Source organism: Nocardiopsis sp. iso_186 (assembly GCF_056173365.1).
In genome coordinates, this window is the sequence record NZ_CM149670.1 from 756701 (window position 1) to 774266 (window position 17566).

The window sequence follows — 17566 nt, forward strand, 5'->3', positions numbered from 1 at the left end:
TATCCGGACCTCCGTCGTGGCCGAAGGCCTCCACTCTCCCATGCTGCTGTCGTGTCACAGGTGAGGCCGCTACCGGGGCGTCCTCACCTGCAACACTCACCTGACCTGGATGAATTCCTCGGGGTCTCTGGGAGCGCGCTCGGCTGGGGCAGCTGCCGGGTGGCCTACCGCGACAGCCCCCATCGGCTGCCAGTGCGCGGGGACGTCGAGCACTTCGCGCACCACGTTCGGGCAGAACATCGTGGAGGACACCCAGGCCGACCCCAGCCCTTCCATGGCCAGCCCCACCAGGAGGTTCTGCACGCCGGCGCCCATCGCCACCAGGAACATCGCCTGCTCGGCCGATGCCCGCCGCTCGTCGGGGTAGGAGTGGGCCCCCTCGGCGACGAGGAACGGCACCACCAGGTACGGGGCGTGGCGCAGGACGTCGCCACGGCGCACCCTGCGCGCGATGGAGGCGTCGGTGAAGCCGTCGCGACGCAGGTCGGCCATCCATGCGTCCGCCATCGCGTCCAGCAACCGGGTTCGTTCGGCGGCCGACTCCACCAGCACGAACCGCCACGGGGTCGTGTGGTGCGGGGCCGGTGCGGTGATCGCCGCCGCCACCGCGCGGCGCACGGCCTCGGGATCCACCGGGGCCTCGCCGAACGTGCGGACCGTGCGGCGGGCGTGCAGTACGTCGCGCGAACCGTAGCGGAACATGTCCTGGTCCGCGCTGCGCACCAGGACCCGGGCCCCGTCGCCGTCGTCCTCGGTCACCAGGTGCGACAGGCCCCGCACGATCGCTGCGGGGACACCCGTGGCCTTGCCCTTGACCAGTTCGCCCGCCGCCGCGATCTCGTTGACCACCGCGCTTAGCGTCACCTCCAGCACGTTGCCGTGGGTGTCGGTGGTCCCGCGCAGGTCCTCCAGGGCGTCGATCCCCGCAGCGCCGATCGCGATGTCGGTCTGGCCCACCCGCCAGGGGCGCCCGAACGTATCGGTGACGATGACCGCGACGCTCACCCCGGACCGTTCCCACAGACCGCTCCGGATGCGCCGCGCGGACCCGTCGGGATCCTCCGGCAGCAGCAGTACGTGGCCGGCCTCCACGTTGGAGGAGTTGACGCCGGCCGCAGCCATCACCAGTCCGTGGTGGGTCTGCACGATCCGGGTCCGTCCGCGCCTGGCCACCACCCGCTGGGTCTCGGCGTCGATGGCGGCATCGCGGTCCATCGTGGTGATGCGCCCCTCGGCCTTGCTGACCACCTTGGAGGTGACCACGAGCACGTCACCGTCGCGCAGGTCGGCGGCGTCGGCCAGCAGCGCGGCCAGGTCGTCGCCCGGTCGTACCTCGGGCAGCCCGGTGATTCCTTCGATCGCGATCATCGGGTGCTCCGCCCGGTGTTGACGCCGGACAGTTCCCCGGCGAGGTCCAGCGCGGCGGCCGCGATGGCCTCGGTCGTCTCGGGGGTGCTCATGTACAGCGGCAGCGCCCGCACCTCGATGCCCGGTACCCGCGTGTGCGCATCGGCCTCGTCCACCAGCCAGCCGTCCAGGAGGTCGGCCCCGTAGTGCGCGGCGACCGCTTCCGCGCTGGTCCGCACGCCGATCGCCTTCAGGCAGGCGTCGGCCATGCCCCGCACGGGGGCGCCCCCGATGATGGGGGAGACACCGACCACGGTCGTGGCCGCCACGGCTTCCCTGATGCCGGGCACGCCCAGGATGGAGCCGACACTGACGACCGGGTTGGAGGGGGGCAGCACCACGAAGTCCGCCGTGTCGATCGCCTCCAGTACACCCGGCGCCGGCTTGGCGTCCGCCGCGCCCACGCTCACGATCGACTCCGCGTCGATCGCGGCCCGGTGGCGCACCCACCATTCCTGGAAGTGGATGGCGCGCTGCCCCTCGCCTTCGTTGACGAGAACATGCGTCTCCACCCGGTCATCGCTCATCGGCAGCAGCCGGACACCCGGCTGCCAGCGGTCGCACAACGCCTCGGTGATCGCGGAGAGGGGGTAGCCGGCCGCCATCATCTGCGCCCGCACGATGTGCGTGGCCATGTCCCGGTCGCCGAGCCCGAACCACTGCGGCTGCATCCCGTACGCGGCCAGTTCGGTCCGCACGGAGAACGTCTCGTCGGCGCGTCCCCAGCCCTGTTCCTCGTTGATGCCGCCGCCCAGCGTGTACATCACCGTGTCCAGATCCGGGCACACTCGCAGACCGAAAAGGGTGATGTCATCACCGGTGTTGCCGATGACGGTGATCTCGGTTCCGGTTGTGGTCGGGGCCTCCCGATTGTCCAGCGCGTCCTTGAGGCCGCGCAGGAACCGCGCGCCTCCGATCCCACCAGCCAGCACGACTATCCGCATGGGGACAAGTCTGGCAGGGTGGTGGGGTATGCGTGTCGTGCCCCGGCTCCGCTGGTCGCAGGACACGGTGACGGGGTGGCTGAGAAGCGCGCCCCGGTGCTCGGGGCGTCGCGTCTGCGCCGAAGACCGGATCCGCGCGAGGCGGCGCAGGCCCATCAATGCGTGCCCTGGCCGAGCCGCGCGGCTGTTGCGCGTGTCGGTCGAACCTGTGCAGACCCATTGGCTTGGATTGCTGATTCGCAATTTTTGGCCATTTCTCCTATCGGATCTTGTCCGATTCAGTTAAGAAACCAACGATATGCAAAGCTTCCACCGACGCGACAGAGAAGCAGCAGCGGAGGGGAACCTCTTGAACAACGAAGCCATCCAGCGGTTGCGCGAGCCCGCAGCCTGGGCGCTGATCGGCGCCGCGGGCGCGATCATGCTCGGTGCGCTCGTCTCCATATTCGGTGCCGATTACGACGCCACCTGGGTGATGCGCGACATCGGCCGCAACCACTTCGCGAACCCGGTGACGGTCGCCCTGCTCCTGGGCGGGGTGCTGCTCGCCGTCACCGCGCCGACCAGGTCGCCGCGCACCTTCCAGATCGTGCTGACCGCCATGATCCTGCTGGGAGCAGGGGCGGTGTTCGGATTCATCTCGTTGATCATGGGGTTCATCGCCTCCGCGAACTTCGCCGATGGCGTTGGCCACTTCTTCCTGATGGCCGGCTACCTGGCGTTCCTGGCCGTCGTGGGCCTGTTCGTGTTCCGGGTCTTCGGCGACACCGACCTGGTCCCGCGCAACGCTCCGGCCGCTCACCCCGGTGTCCCGATGCAGCCCCCGGCCGCCTATCCCGCCACGGGGGCCCAGCAGTCCTTCGCCCCGCAGAACCCCAACCTGACCGGTCAGGGGTACCCGGTGGCACCGCAGCAGCAGCCGGGGTACGGGGAGCAGTACCAGCAGCCCCAGCAGCCGGGGTATGCGCAGCCCAGTGGTGCTCAGCCGGCCTATGGTGCGGGGCAGCAGCCGCCGAGCGGTTACGGCCAGCAGGGGTACGGGGAGCAGCAGCAGGGGGGCTACCCCCAGACCGGTGCCCAGCAGGCCTACGGCCCCGACCAGACCGGCGGCTACGCCCAGCAGCAGCCCTATGACCCCTACCAGCAGCCGGCCCAGCCGGGGTACGGGGAGCAGTACCAGCAGCCCCAGCAGCCGGGGTATGCGCAGCCCAGTGGTGCTCAGCCGGCCTATGGTGCGGGGCAGCAGCCGCCGAGCGGTTACGGCCAGCAGGGGTACGGGGAGCAGCAGCAGGGGGGCTACCCCCAGACCGGTGCCCAGCAGGCCTACGGCCCCGACCAGACCGGCGGCTACAGCCAGAGCGGTGGCCAGCCCGCCGGTTACGGCCAGCAGCAGTCGTACGACGCCTATCAGCAGCCGGCCCAGCCGGGGTACGGGGACCAGCCGTCGGCGCAGCCCGGATACGGTGAGCAGGCCCCTTCTGCCGGATACGGCGACCAGAAGCCCGCTTACCCCGGCTACGACACGGGCCAGGGCGCGTACGGAGATGCCGACGCCACGATCGTGCAGGACGCGGTCCCCGGTCCGCCGCCGGCCGGTTCCTACCCTGGGGCGGACGACCGCTCGGTCGAGCGGGCCGCCCAGGACGCCATCCAGCACGGCTGGTACCAGCAGACCCCGATCTCCGACCAGCCGCCCACCGACCAACCGGCCGCCAACCAGCGTCGCGACACGCCGTTGGACGCATTTTTCCGTTCCGACGACCAGAACGGTCCTGAAGCCTCAGCGAGGTCCGAATCGGGACAGCAGGGGTCCTACGGGGCGAGCGCGTACCCGGGGCGGGGTTCGGAGGCCCCGAGCGCCTATGGTGACAATTACCCTTCTGACCAGCAGCGACGCCCTGGTTCCGAAGGGGATGACCACTGGAAGGGGTCGTATCGCGACGGCGACCCCCGCTGACGCCCGCAGGCTCCCAGAACACCGCGAATAGGGCGTGGTAATCCGCTGGATCCGGTCACCGCGAAGCGAAGTGACTGTTCGTTACATGATATTCAGGGGATTACCACGCAACGCGCTTGACGTATAGCAAGACGCGCGCGTGTAATTTCAAGGTGTGATTCCACCTTCCCGGGGGCCGAATGGGAAGGTACATCTAGGGGGGCAATAGGAGGTGCGCGTGAGCGAGGTTATCCCGCTGACGCACGGTTCGGATGAAGATCTGGGCTGGCAAGAGCGTGCCTTGTGCGCGCAGACCGATCCCGAGGCGTTCTTTCCCGAGAAGGGCGGATCGACGCGGGAGGCCAAGAAGGTCTGCCACTCGTGCGAGGTACGTACGGAGTGCCTGGAATACGCGCTTGAGCATGATGAGCGGTTCGGTATCTGGGGGGGACTCTCCGAACGAGAGCGCCGGAGGTTGAAGAAAGCCGCCGGACAGGATTTCGATTTTCTGATTGACATGCTGTAACGGGTCGTCAGTGCGTAGGCGTGTGCCCTGGGAGCTTTGTCCAGGGCGCACGCCTTTTTTATCTTCTCTTTGCCATCCTTGATCGGGTGCGCCTGGTGTGCGAACAGCACGCTGAGTGACCGGTCGGAGGGGGTGGGAGGTGTCCCGATGGGCCCAAAACGACGGCGACCACCATGGCCGCTCCCGGACTGGCGTATCGTGATCAGCCGTTAGTGGTCTGCCCGCAATGACCGTTTGTGTCCTCTCTCCCTGCTACTTCGAGGCGAACACCAGCAGTGCTACCCCTGGACCCCACACGCCACATCGTCACGGCCGTAGTGGTCACCCATGACGGTGCCCGTTGGTTGCCCGAGACCCTGGAGGCGGTGCGCTCCCAGACGCGCCCGGTACAGCGTGTCGTCGGAGTGGACAACGGAAGCCGCGATCGAAGCAACAAGATCCTGGCCGAGTTCATCGCGCCCGAGTCGATCATCCGGATGGACCGCGCCGCCGGTTACGGCGAAGCCGTGCAGGCCGCGCTGGACCATCCGCGCTCCCGAACCGAGTTCCCCTCCTCCAAGGACGCCGTCGAGTGGGTCTGGCTGATCCACGACGACTGCACGCCCGAGCCCGAGACGCTGCAGCGACTCCTGCTCGCAGCCGCCGACGACCCGCGCGCCGCCGTCCTCGGACCCAAGCTCCGGGACTGGTTCGACCGTCGGCGGCTCATCGAGGTCGGCGTCACCATCGACGGTGCTGGACGTCGCGAGACCGGTCTGGAGCCCCGCGAGTTCGACCACGGCCAGCACGATGGAAACCGCCAGGTCCTGGCGGTCTCCAGTGCCGGGATGCTGGTGCGTCGTGACGTCTGGGAGGACCTCAACGGCTTCGACCCGGCGCTGCGCCTGTTCCGTGACGACATCGACTTCTGCTGGCGGGTGGGCGGAGCGGGCCATCGGGTCCGCATCGTCACCGACGCCGTCGCCTACCACGCGGAGGCCGCCGCCCGCCGGCGCCGCCGCATCAACGCGACCGTCAACCACCCGCGCCGCGTCAACCGCCGCAACGCCCTCTACGTCCTGCTCGCCAACTTGCCGTTTGGGGCGATGCTGTTCGCGTTGCTGCGCAACTCTTTCGGGTCGGCGCTGCGCGTCCTGACCTACATCGTCGCCAAGCAGCCCGCCAACGCCCTGGACGAGGCACTGGCCATCACGTCGGTGTTCTTCGTGATGCCGTTCCGGCTCATGATGGCCCGGGCCAGACGCCGCAAGGGGCGACGGCGCACCTACAGCGCCATCCAGCCCTACCTGGCGCACGGCGTTGCCATGCGCCAGTTCACCGACGCCGTCGCCAACCTGCTGGGCGGCGACACCGAGGCATTGGACACGGCGGGACGTCACCAGGCCGTCACCGTCGCACCCGGCACGGACGACGATCCGCTCCGCGACGACTCCGGTCTGCTGCGGCGCGCGATCACCCACCCCGGCGTCCTCCTGGTCGTCGGCCTCACCGTGATCGCCCTGGTTGCCGAGCGGTCCCTCCTGCTGGGCGGCACGCTCGCCGGCGGCGCGCTGCCACCGGTCAACGGCGGAGCCGCCGATCTCTGGGCGATGTATACCGCCACCTGGCACGACGTCGGGATCGGCTCCGACGCCATCGCCCCGCCCTACATCGGCATCCTCGCCCTGCTGTCCACCATCGCCCTGGGAAAGCCCTGGCTCGCGGTCACCGTCATCCTGTTGGGCTGCGTACCGCTCGCCGGGCTCACCGCCTACCTGTTGGCCCGCCGCGTCCTCAACTACCCGCCGGCCCAACTGTGGATGGCGGCCTCCTACGCCCTGCTGCCGGTGGCCACCGGCGCCGTCGCCCAAGGCCGCCTGGGTACCGCCCTGGTGCACGCACTGTTCCCGGTCCTGGGGCTTCTGGCGACCAACATCCTCACCCGCCCGCCGCGCCGGTCGCGCCGCGCCGCCTGGGCCCTTGCCCTGCTGCTGGCGCTCGCGACGGCCTTCGTCCCACTGGTGTGGATACTCGCCCTGGTCACCGCGGTGCTGATCGCGATCACCTTCGGCCACGTCGGCCGACGGCTCTACGCGAGCCTGGGCATCGTCCTGGCCGTGCCGCTGGTGCTCCTGCTGCCGTGGACCCTCGACCTGTTCGCGCACCCCTCGTTGTGGCTGCTGGAGGCCGGCCTCAACCGGGCCGACATCGCCGATCCCCGGATCTCGGCGGAAGCCCTGCTGCTGCTCTCCCCCGGAGGCCCGGGTCTACCGCCGATCTGGATCACCGGGGGCTTCGTCGCTGCCGCACTGTGCGCGCTGCTGCTGCGCCGGCGCCGGATGCTGGTCGCAGTCGGCTGGTGCATCGCGCTGTTCGGCATCCTGATCGCCATCGTGCTCAGCCGTATCACCATCACCCTGCCCTACAGCACCCAGGATGCCACCGCCTGGCCCGGTGTCGCCCTGGCCTTCGCGGCCACCGCGATGCTGCTGTCCGCGGCCACCGCAGCGCAGTCCTTCGGCGACCTGTGGTCGTTGGGCGGGACCCGCCGGCTCTTCGCCGGGGGAGTGGCGGCCCTCGCCCTGGCCACGCCGATCGCCTCGGCCGGGGTCTGGATGTGGAACGGAGTACAGGGGCCGCTCAGCGGCGACGCGCCGCCCTCCGTCCCACCGTTCCTCGCCTCCTACAGCGATGACGGCACCCAGCCCCGCACCCTGGTGATCACCCCGGCCGAGGATCGGACCGTCACCTACAGTGTCCTGCGCGGTCGCGAGCCCCGGTTGGGTGAACCCCAGATCCCCGCGGACCCGGCCTCCAGCGCCCAGCTCGACGAAGTGGTGGCCGCGCTCGTCGCAGGCCGGGGCGGTGACGGTGCCGACCTGCTGTCGGAGTTCGGGATCCGCTTCGTGCTCGTCGCCTCCCCGGAGGTCGGGACGACCACCGACCTCACGCTGGTCAACACGGTGGACGCGCTGCCCGGGGTGCGCCGGCTCCAACTCGGCGACGACTTCGCGCTGTGGCGGCTCACCGCCGAGACCGGACGGCTGCGCCTGCTCACCGCCACCGACGGTGACGGTGACAGCGGGGCGACCGTTCTACAGTCCGGCCCGGTGAACGTCTCCACCACCGTCCCCGGCGGGCAGCAGGGAAGCCGCCTGGTGCTCGCCGAACCCGCTGACGGCGGTTGGAGAGCGACCGTGGACGGCGTCGAACTCAAGGGCTCCGCCAACGAGTTCGGAATGCAGGAGTTCGAGCTGTCCGATGCCGGGGGGCGGTTGGAGATCACCCGGGTCGGGATCGCCCGCCAGGTATGGCTGCTCGTCCAAGGACTCCTCGTCCTCGTCGTCCTCGTGCTCGCGCTGCCCGGCGCGCGCACCGAGGACGACCTGCGCGAGCAGGCCGCCCAGTCCACCCCCCGTCCGCGTCAACCGCGTGCCCGCCGCCGTCCCGCCAAGGACACCTCCGCGGAGCAGACCGAGAACGACGAGGCAGCAGAGGCCCCCCGCCGCACCCATGGCCGCGGCCACCGCGGCGGACGCCGCGCCCGACAGCGAGGGAGCTCCACGTGAGATTGATCGTCGAGAACCGTTTCGCGCTGCTCGGCCTCGTCATGGTCGCGTTGGCGGCGCTGTTCGGTGCGGCCCACTTGTCGCTCAACGTCGTGGCCCCCGCCGATGCCGCCCCCGTGCTCACGAGGGTGGAGTCGGCGCTGCGGGTCTGTCCGCCTCCCCAGGGAAGCGGTGCCACCCAGGTGGCAGCCTTCGCGCCCGGTGCCGAGGGCTCCGACGAGGCGGGCAGCCTCGGTGCGGCGCCCAACCGGCCCGGCGCGGAGCCCACCGAGCCGCTGCTGGAGGCCGGAGTGCCGTGGTCGTCCACCGATGTCGCGGCCGACGACGAAGACGCGTCCGGGACCCTCGTGCGCGCCGACGGTGTGCTTGCGGCAGGGCTTGAGGTGACCCAGACCAGCACGGGTGGCTCCGCCGTCACCGAGGTCCGCTGCGTGGAACCCTCGCTGAGCACCTGGTTCGTCGCGCCTGGGGGCAGGGACCTCGACGAACTGCGGCTGCACCTGTCCAACGCCGACGCCAGCGCCGCAACGGTCAACGTCAACCTGTTCGCCACGGACGGGCCCGCGTTCGCTCCCGAGACCCGCGGTGTCCAGATCGGCCCCGCCGACGACCTGGAGCTGTCCCTCATGCCGCTGGTGGAGACCACCGGCGCGGTCGCGGTGCACGTACGCACCAACTCCGGTCGGGTCGCCGCGGCGCTCTTCGCCGAAGGAAGCAAGGGCGGGGCCGCCTGGGTGCCCGCCACCGCCGAGCCCGCCACCCGGCACGTCATCCCGGGTGTCGTAGGCGGGGGAGGCAACAAGCGTCTGATCGTGACCGCCCCCGGTGACGACCCGGCGACGGTGAAGGTCCGGCTGACCACCCCGGACGGCGTCGTCGAGGACGAGTCGTTGACGTCGCTGGACGTGCCTCCGGCGGCGTCGGCCCGGTTGAGCCTGGAGGGGCCGTTGGACAAGCGGCCGGCCACCGTGGTGGTGGAGAGCGATCGGCCGGTGGTCGCAGGGATCGCGGTGGAACGGTCCGGGGGCGATGACGTCGCCTACTCCAGTGCCGTCGATCCGTTGGAGAGCGGCCCCAACGCCCGGGCCGTCGCCCCGGCAACGGGCAAGGGGACGACCTCACTGCTGCTGGGGGCTCCGCAGGAGGCCGCAGTGGTACGCCTCACCCCGATCGACAAGGACGGGGTCGCCGGGGAGCCGGTGGTCCTGACCGTGGAAGCGGCGACCACCGTCGAACCGGAGCTCGACCCCACCGGGGGCGGTACCACCTGGGTCGTCGAGGCACTCGAAGGCGGTCCGGTCCATGCCGCCCGCAGTCTCGCCCATGACGGATCCCTGAGTATCCTGCCGCTCCCGCCCGCCCCGTCCGAGGTTCCGTTGCCCAGGGTCGCGGACAGCCTCACGAGCATCGTGCCCTGACCCGCCCGGGGGTGAAACGGCCGTCCGGAGCGGTGTCCCGGGTTCGGGGAGGACGCCCGGCTCCATGGCTCGGCACCGCGACCCGTCGCGGGCGCGCGGTGCCGATCGGTGGAAGGGCGCGGCCCGATCCGGTCACCCGGCGTCGGTCCTTCGAGCGAACAACGCCGGGCGGCCCCATGGTCGAGCAGTACGGTGCACCCGCTGCCTGATCGCGGTAGTTCGGGCCCCGCGCCCGGGCGAGGGGGGTCACGCCTCGGGGTCAACCGTCTCCGGTTCCAGGCCCAAGAGGTTGGCCACTTCCTCGACAACGGTGTCGTAGACGAGCAGTGCCATCTCCTCGGGTTCCTTCGTGCGGATCTCGACGGGGCGTCGGTAGACGATGATCCGGGCCTGTCCGGACGCGGACGCCTCCAAGCGGGAGAACGGTATACCGTCCTCCGAGGTGACGCCGGGCGGCACACGCGGGACGTCCTCGACAAGGAACTCGACGTTGGCGAGTTCCCGGGCCCAAACGCGTTCGAGCCGTTCGACGGCGTCCAGGACGAGGTCGTCGAAGACCTGGGCGCGGGTTCTGGTGATCGGGAGTTCGGGTTGTGTCAGTGGGCCGCGCACACCACGTCCGCGGCGGTCTCTGCGCCGAACTCGTCCGGCCTCGGTGTGGGAAAGGTGCAGTCGTCGCACATATCGAGACTATGCCATCGACACACCAAAGCGCAGCCCCGGGGAGGCATCGACGTGTCTGATCCATCCCGGAGCGTGCACAACCGGCACGGGAGGGGCGTAGAAGCTAGCGCAGCGGCCCGGAAAGGGATACCGTCTGTCCTCGTGAGCGTTGTCCGACGCTGCTCACGCACAGCGTGCAGGCAGCCAGCCGTCTTCACGCTTACCTATGTCTACGCTGACTCCACCGCGGTGCTCGGCCCGCTCGCCGCCTACGTCGAACCGCACTGCTACGACCTGTGCGCGATGCATGCCGACCGGCTCACCGCCCCGCGCGGCTGGGAGGTCGTCCGCCTGCCGGCCGACAACACCAGCGGTGGTCCGGGCAGCGATGATCTCGAAGCCCTGGCCAACGCCGTGCGCGAGGCGGGCCGCCCGCCCGCGATCAGGCCGCCCGCCCCCACCGGTCAGGGGGTCGAGACCAACCGCCGCGGCCACCTGCGTGTCGTCAAATCCGATCCGCCGCGCCCGGAAGAGCGTCCCCGACCGTCGGTCCACAGGCCGTCCCGCGACGCCTGAACCCGGTGCCGCCGCTCGGAGCGCACGGCTGCCGTCATCCGGGTCTTGTACGTTTGTCTCCGTGGACCGACCGCGGTCCGCGGACTCTTCAACGGGCGCACATCGACACATCCGGAGCTGCTGTGGGTGACCTCGGTCAGATCTTCAAGGCATACGACATCCGTGGAGTAATCCCGGACACCTTCGACGCCGGCATCGCCCGTTCGATCGGAGCGGCTTTCGCCCGGACAGTGGGTGGCGAGCAGATCGTCATCGCCCACGACATGCGTCCCTCCTCGCCGGAACTGGCCGAGGCTTTCGCCGAGGGCGTCACCACGCAGGGGGTGAACGTCGTCATGGCCGGACTCGGCTCGACCGACCTGCTCTACTTCGCCTCCGGAAGCCTCGGCATTCCCGGCGCCATGTTCACCGCCAGCCACAACCCGGCCCAGTACAACGGGATCAAGATGTGCCGGGCGGGTGCGGCGCCGATCAGCTCCGACACCGGCCTCGACGACATCCGGCGCCTCGCCGAGCAGGGAGTCCCCGCCCACGACGGTCCCGTCGGAACCGTCACCGAGCGCGACATGCTCGCCGACTACGCCGCTCACCTGCGTTCCCTGGTGGACCTGTCCGGCATCCGCCCCCTCAAGGTCGTCGTGGACGCCGGCAACGGAATGGGGGGCTACACCGTGCCCGCGGTGCTGGGCGACCAGATCCTCAAGGCACTGCCGCTGGAGATCCTGCCGCTGTTCTTCGAGCTGGACGGCACCTTCCCCAACCACCCGGCCAACCCCATGGACGCCGCCAACATCGTGGACCTCCAGGCGAGGGTGCGCGAGAGCGGCGCCGACCTGGGGCTGGCCTTCGACGGCGACGCCGACCGCTGCTTCGTGGTGGACGAGCGCGGGGAACCGGTCTCGCCCTCGGCGATCACCGCGCTGGTCGCGGTCCAGGAGCTCGCCAAGGACCCGGGCGCCACGATCATCCATAACCTGATCACCTCTTCCGCGGTCGCCGAGGTCGTGCGCGAGCACGGCGGTGTCCCGGTGCGCACCAGGGTCGGCCACTCCTTCATCAAGGCCACCATGGCCGAGACCGGTGCCATCTTCGGCGGCGAGCACTCGGCGCACTACTACTTCCGGGACTTCTGGAAGGCCGACACCGGCATGCTCGCCGCGATGCACGTGCTGCGGGTGCTGGGCACCGACGAGCGGGCGCTGTCGCAGATCACCGCGGAGTACGCTCGTTACGCGGACTCCGGTGAGATCAACTCCGAGGTCGCCGACCAGGCCGAGCGCGCAGCTGCCGTCGAGGCCGCCTACGCCGACCGCCAGGACGTCGCCTCGGTGGACCACCTCGACGGCCTCACAGTGACCCTCTCCGACGGTTCGTGGTTCAACCTGCGGGCCTCCAACACCGAACCGCTGCTGCGGCTCAACGCGGAGGGCCCCGACCACGCGGCGATGGCACGGCTGCGCGACGAGGTCCTGGCCATCGTCCGGGCCTAGACCGCGCCGTACCCGCTCCCCATCGACCACCATCGAGGAAGTGACCGAGGACATGACCACCAAGATCGACGAGTGGCTGCTGGACATTCTGGCCTGCCCCAAGAGCAAGGCCCCGCTTCGGTTGGACGCTGAAGCCGGCGAACTCGTCTGCGACGAGAGCGGCCTTGCCTACCCGATCCGGGACGGCATTCCGGTGCTGCTGGTCAACGAGGCACGCCAGATCGGCTAGCACCGGCATAACGACGGGCACCCGGGGCACACCGATGAGCACCCGGGGCCCCGTCCCCGCCGTGAAACACGAGGAAAGAAGCCAGTGGAATTCGAGGAGTACCGGCTCGACGACGTCGCGACCGACCCCCGCCTCGATCCTGGAGGGCTGTTGCGCCAGGCCGCCACGGGGGCTGCCCAGGTGCGCCGGTCCAGGTCGGCCGTACTGGAAGCAGGTCTGGACGTTCTCGCCCAGGAGGGGCGACCGCGTTCCGTCGTCATCGTGGGAACCGGGATCACCGCGTTCAGTGGTGACGTCCTGGAGGTCCTGTTGGGCACGGGGCTGCCGGTACCGGTGACCACCGTGGAGGGAACAAGGCTGCCCGGTTGGGTCGGCGCCTACGACCTCGTGGTCGTGGTCGCGGTCGCTTCCGGACAGGACGACGCCGGTGCCGTGGCCGTGGTGGTCGAGGCGGCTCGCCGAGGCTGCCGCCTCCTCGCCGTCGGTGTTCCCGGAGGTCCTCTCGCCGGTCCCGCGGAGCAGGTCCGCGCCCCTTATGCGGCCGTCCCGTTGTCGGGGGAGCCGCGCACGCTGTTGTGGGCGGTCGCCACCGCGCTGCTCACCGCGGTGGGCACGGCGGGGCTGCGCACCGTGCCCGAGGACGGCTACGAGGCCACCGCGGTCGCGTTGGAGGACGCCGCGCACCGTTGCGCCCCGGGGGTCAACACCTCCACCAACCCCGCCAAGGTCCTGGCGCTGGAACTCGCCGGCTCGTTGCCGGTGATCTGGGGAACCTCACCGGTCACCGCCCTGGCGGCCCGACGCTTCGCATCCCAGTTGGCCGCCGACGCGCGTTATCCCGCGCTGGCCGCCGGTACCCCGGGCGCCGTCGAGACGCAGGCCGCGACCCTGTCGGGCCCCTTGTTCCCGGCCGGCGAGCGCAGCATCTTCGACGACCCCGAGACCGGGGCCGGACTCCGGCCGCGGGTGGTCCTGCTGAAGGACGACCACGCCGCGCCTCAGGACGCAGCCGCGCTGGACGGTGCGCGGCTCAGTGCCCTCGGCGCGGGGGCCGCGGTGACGGAGATCGCCGCGAAGGGGGCCGGACCAATGGAACGTTTGGCTGGTTTGATCGCTCTAACCGATTACGCCAGTCTGTATCTGGCCGTGGCATATGCCGTGGAACCGCTGACAAATACTCTGGTCGTGCGATAGCGCCGTCCACGACCGTTCTGGAGGAGATCGATGCCCGGTCCCGAATCGCTGCTGCCGAGCGACCCCACCTCGTTCGGCGACTACAGCGTTGTCGGCCGTCTCGGGCGGGGTGGCCAGGGAATCGTCTACCTCGGGCACGACTCCTCGGGCGACGAGTACGCCATCAAGGTCCTCAACGACCAGTGGGCCCAGGACACCGACCTCCGCAAGCGCTTCGAGAAGGAGGTCCGCGCGGCGCAGAAGGTCGCCTCCTTCTGCACCGCTGCCGTCCACGAGGCCAACCTCGAAGCCGAGCCGCCCTACGTGGTCAGCGAGTACGTGCCGGGGCCCGACCTCCAGGAAGCGGTGTCCACGGAGGGGCCGCGCAAGGGCGCTTCCCTGCAACGGCTCGCGGTGTCCACCGCCACTGCGCTGGTCGCGATCCACAAGGCGGGCATCGTGCACCGCGACTTCAAGCCCGGCAACGTGCTCCTCGGCCCCGACGGCCCCCGGGTGATCGACTTCGGTATCGCCCGGGTCTCCGACAGCACCGCCACCATGACCAACTCGATCGTGGGCACCCCCTCCTACATGGCGCCCGAGCAGATCGCGGGCAAGAACATCACCGACAAGGTCAACGTCTTCGCCTGGGGCTGCGTGATCGCGTTCGCCTCCACCGGCAGCGCACCCTTCGGAGCGGACAGCGTTCCCGCTGTCGTGCACCGGGTCGTGAGCGCTCCGCCCAGCATCGACGGCGTTCCCGCCGAGATCCGTGGCATCGTCGAAGACTGCCTCGACAAGGACCCCGACAAGCGCCCCAGCGCCCAGCGGCTCCTCATGCGCCTGCTCGGCCACGACGAGGCCGAGGCGTCCACGGAGCAGGTGGTCGCCGAGGGGGAGCAGGTCGCCCAGCACAACACGGGCAGCGGACCCAACGCCGCGGCCTACCTGGCCCCGCCGCGCACCGGTCCGCAGACGCCCTTCCCCAACCAGGGCGGTCCCGCTGCCCGGCCCCAGTCCGGTCCGCAGCACGTCAGCGGGGGCTTCACCCCCAGGCCGCACCACCAGCAGCCCCAGCACCCCAACATGACCGGCGGCCTGCCCCCGGGGGTGGCCCGGCCGCCGGCGACCGGCCCCAACACCATCTACAACCGGATGCCCCCGCCCCAGGGCGTGCCGGCCAAACAGAACTTCCAGCAGAACCAGCCCGTCAACGACCCCGTGCTGTCGCAGGGCTGGGTGATCCCGGCGGTGCTCATCGTGATCATCGTGTTGATGCTGCTCCTGCTGCTGGCCGCGATCCAGTAGGCGCAGGCGTCCTCACCAGTCGGTGACGCGGTCCAGCTCGGCGCCCAGCACGGGCGCCAGGGTACGCGAGAACGTCGCGGTGAAGTGCGCGTTGTCCCAGTAGACGAGGACGTTGCCGATCACCGTGGGGCAGCGGCCGGAGCGGCACAGCGAATCGGTGAGGTCGATGAGGGCGACGTTGCCGGGAACCCCGCTCAGTTCCTCCAAGGGGGACTGCTCGGCCATCGAGTTCGCGGCGTCCCCCACACATCCCGACGGGCCCTTCGCAGCCACGCACTCGGGCACGTTGACGTCCAGCCGCGGGGTGTCGCGTACCCCGATGACCGCGATGCCCAGCGCCTCCAGTTCCGCCCAGCGGTCAAGGTAGCCCTGGACGACCGTCTCCGACCCGAAGCCGGCGCCGGTGTCGAGACTGGTGGTCGTGGCGGTGGTGAACACCGCGTCCGGTCGCAGTTCGGCGAGGCGGTCCATGACCGAGGCGTTCCACTGCGCGCACGAGGTGTACGCGGCCTTCTTGTAGGTCTGCGGGGCGTCGGTGAACAGGCACGCCCCCTTGACCAGGTTGACCACCTGCCAGTCGCGCTGCTCGGCGACGGCCAGCAGGGCGGGGAACCAGTGGGCGGCGTGCGAGGCGCCCACCAGTGCCACGGTGCGCTCGGGGGTCGAGGAGCCGTAGACGCACTCCAGCACCGTGCTGTCGGCGATCCCCTGGTTGCAGCCGTCGGCATAGGTCTGCGCCACATCGGTCGCGGCGTCCGCCGGAGCAGGGTAGATCGGCAGGTCCGGCGCGCTTCCCATCGGGCCGGCCGCGGCCCCCGGGTAGTTGGCCGGGTCGGCGACCAGTGCCTCCTGGGCGCGATCCCGCGCGTCCAGGTGCGCCGTCCAGCCGCCCGCCGCGGTCAGCACGGGAAGGAGGAAACCGGCGGCCAGCAGCAGCGACCACGTCGGTGCGGGCCTGGTCAGGGTGAGCTCCCGTGCCCGGTCCTCCACCAGTCGCTTGGTGGCCACCGCCATCAACAGGGCCAGGACCAGGACGCACGTTCCACCGAGCAGGCTCGCCGAATTCCGGTCGGTCACCGCCAGGTAGCAGACCAGGACCGGCCAGTGCCACAGGTAGAAGGAGTAGGAGACGCCCGCGACGAAGTGCAGTGGGCGCAGCGAGAGCAGCCGGTCCGCGGAGAACCGGTACCCGGTCGTTCCCGCCGCGATCACCAGGACCGCCGCGCCGGTGGGCCACAGCGCCGCGTAGCCGGGGAAGACCGTGGACACCTCCACGAGTGCGCCGCAGGCCAGTAGGGCCACCAGCCCCGTCCAGCCCATGACCGCGCGCATCGCCGCCGGAAGCCTCAGGTGGGGAAGCACGACGGCCAGCAGGCCGCCAAGGGCCAACTCCCACAACCGCGCACCGGTGTCGAAGTACGCCCAGGGCTGGTCGGTGGCGGTCATGCGGACCGAGTAGGCCAGTGACACGGCGAACACGCCGGAGACCGCGGCCAGCACCACCCGGCGCAGCGGCCATCCCAGCCGTACGGCCAGTATCGCGGCGCCTGCCACCAGCAGCGGCCACAGCAGGTAGAACTGCCCTTGTACGGCCAGTGACCAGAAGTGCTGGACCGGGCTTGCCTGCGCGTTCTGCGCGAGGTAGTCCACCGAGTTCAGCGCCAGGAGCCAGTTCTCGTAGTAGAGGGCGGCGGCCACGGTCTCCGCGAGGGTGGCGCGCCACCGGTCAGCGGGAAGGAAGACCAGGGTCGCGGCCAGCACACCCAGCAGCGTCACTCCGACGGCAGGGGAAAGCCTGCCCAAGAGCCGGGTCCAGAACGCGACCGTGTTCACCCGGCCGGTGCGCTCCACCGAGCGCACCAGGGAACCGGTGATCAAAAACCCGGTGATCAGCAGGAACACGTCCACGCCGCCCGAGACCCGGCCGAACCACACGTGGTAGACGGCCACCAGCAGCACGGCTACCGCGCGCAGTCCCTCGATCTCGGGTCAACGGGCGTCGTTGACGGCTCTGCTCGGACGCTCCCCCGCGCCGGGGACGGGCGTGACGGCGGTGGGATTGCTGAGCATGAGGATGTCGTCTCTGCGAAGAGCCAGGAAGAGGTAGCGGCCGGCTGGATGGGTCAGCGATATCGAGACATCGTCGGTTATCGCGGTTACGACGGGTTAATCCGTTGGCCAACCTAGGTTGAACCGTGTGCCACGCCTAGGGGTGGGGGCCTGTTCGACGAAAACTCCATCGGTGCGGAAAATGCGGATTTCACCTCTTCGGACTTTCGGTTCGTTTTCATACACAGCGTGGCGGTAGCGAAAAGTCACAACAGAGTGCCGCACTGTGCCCGTGCTCA

Annotated in this window: 13 protein-coding genes; 9 read left to right on the plus strand and 4 right to left on the minus strand. The window is 70.2% G+C overall.

The annotated features are described in order from the left end of the window. Positions 1-96 precede the first annotated feature (96 nt). Positions 97-1368 (minus strand): coenzyme F420-0:L-glutamate ligase, encoded by a 1272-nt coding sequence (locus AC0VYP_RS03470; protein WP_475472446.1) that lies wholly within the window; start codon positions 1366-1368, stop codon positions 97-99. Continuing rightward, positions 1365-2351 carry a 2-phospho-L-lactate transferase gene (gene cofD, locus AC0VYP_RS03475; protein ID WP_475472448.1) on the minus strand — a complete coding sequence of 329 codons (987 nt, stop codon included), beginning with the start codon at positions 2349-2351 and terminating at the stop codon, positions 1365-1367. The genes AC0VYP_RS03470 and cofD overlap by 4 nt, the downstream gene beginning before the upstream one ends. Before the next feature lie 349 nt (positions 2352-2700). Between cofD and AC0VYP_RS03480 the strand changes: the two genes are divergently transcribed. The 4 genes from AC0VYP_RS03480 to AC0VYP_RS03495 all read left to right on the plus strand — a co-directional run bounded on the left by AC0VYP_RS03480 (position 2701) and on the right by AC0VYP_RS03495 (position 9779). Beyond that, positions 2701-4308 carry a hypothetical protein gene (locus AC0VYP_RS03480; protein ID WP_475472450.1) on the plus strand — a complete coding sequence of 536 codons (1608 nt, stop codon included), beginning with the start codon at positions 2701-2703 and terminating at the stop codon, positions 4306-4308. Between the two features lie 217 nt (positions 4309-4525). After that, complete coding sequence (locus tag AC0VYP_RS03485; protein WP_285761185.1) at positions 4526-4813, plus strand: WhiB family transcriptional regulator; 288 nt, start codon at positions 4526-4528, stop codon at positions 4811-4813. A 275-nt stretch (positions 4814-5088) separates the two neighbouring features. Next, a complete protein-coding gene (locus AC0VYP_RS03490) occupies positions 5089-8361 on the plus strand; it encodes a glycosyltransferase (protein ID WP_475472452.1) in 3273 nt (1090 codons plus the stop codon). After that, positions 8358-9779 (plus strand): DUF5719 family protein, encoded by a 1422-nt coding sequence (locus AC0VYP_RS03495; protein WP_475472454.1) that lies wholly within the window; start codon positions 8358-8360, stop codon positions 9777-9779. The genes AC0VYP_RS03490 and AC0VYP_RS03495 overlap by 4 nt, the downstream gene beginning before the upstream one ends. 246 nt (positions 9780-10025) lie before the next feature. On the opposite strand, the gene AC0VYP_RS03500 is transcribed toward AC0VYP_RS03495, so the two are convergent. Beyond that, positions 10026-10460 carry a metallopeptidase family protein gene (locus AC0VYP_RS03500; protein ID WP_285761188.1) on the minus strand — a complete coding sequence of 145 codons (435 nt, stop codon included), beginning with the start codon at positions 10458-10460 and terminating at the stop codon, positions 10026-10028. Positions 10461-10604: 144 nt separating this feature from the next. Here AC0VYP_RS03500 and AC0VYP_RS03505 point away from each other — a divergent pair, with 144 nt between their 5' ends. The 5 genes from AC0VYP_RS03505 (at position 10605) to AC0VYP_RS03525 (ending at position 15218) form a co-directional block, all read left to right on the plus strand. After that, positions 10605-11018, plus strand: coding sequence for a DUF3499 domain-containing protein (locus AC0VYP_RS03505; RefSeq protein WP_285761189.1), 414 nt, complete (start codon positions 10605-10607; stop codon positions 11016-11018). A 122-nt stretch (positions 11019-11140) separates the two neighbouring features. Further along, complete coding sequence (locus AC0VYP_RS03510) at positions 11141-12508, plus strand: phosphomannomutase/phosphoglucomutase (RefSeq protein ID WP_285761190.1); 1368 nt, start codon at positions 11141-11143, stop codon at positions 12506-12508. Positions 12509-12560: 52 nt separating this feature from the next. After that, positions 12561-12737 (plus strand): Trm112 family protein, encoded by a 177-nt coding sequence (locus tag AC0VYP_RS03515; protein ID WP_475472456.1) that lies wholly within the window; start codon positions 12561-12563, stop codon positions 12735-12737. Positions 12738-12821: 84 nt separating this feature from the next. After that, positions 12822-13931 (plus strand): SIS domain-containing protein, encoded by a 1110-nt coding sequence (locus AC0VYP_RS03520; protein WP_475472458.1) that lies wholly within the window; start codon positions 12822-12824, stop codon positions 13929-13931. Between the two features lie 30 nt (positions 13932-13961). Beyond that, positions 13962-15218, plus strand: a complete 1257-nt coding sequence (locus AC0VYP_RS03525; RefSeq protein WP_475472459.1) for a serine/threonine-protein kinase — start codon at positions 13962-13964, stop codon at positions 15216-15218. 12 nt (positions 15219-15230) lie between these two features. Here the strand turns inward: AC0VYP_RS03525 and AC0VYP_RS03530 are convergent, their stop codons facing one another. After that, on the minus strand, positions 15231-17201 hold the full coding sequence (locus AC0VYP_RS03530) for an acyltransferase family protein (protein WP_475474151.1): 1971 nt from the start codon (positions 17199-17201) through the stop codon (positions 15231-15233). Positions 17202-17566: the final 365 nt, after the last annotated feature.

Excerpts from the sequence above, each read along its gene's own strand:
- AC0VYP_RS03470 (WP_475472446.1), bottom strand. The coding sequence starts at position 1,368 with ATGATCGCGATCGAAGGAATCACCGGGCTGCCCGAGGTACGACCGGGC.
- cofD (WP_475472448.1), bottom strand. The coding sequence starts at position 2,351 with ATGCGGATAGTCGTGCTGGCTGGTGGGATCGGAGGCGCGCGGTTCCTG.
- AC0VYP_RS03515 (WP_475472456.1), top strand. The coding sequence starts at position 12,561 with ATGACCACCAAGATCGACGAGTGGCTGCTGGACATTCTGGCCTGCCCC.
- AC0VYP_RS03525 (WP_475472459.1), top strand. The coding sequence starts at position 13,962 with ATGCCCGGTCCCGAATCGCTGCTGCCGAGCGACCCCACCTCGTTCGGC.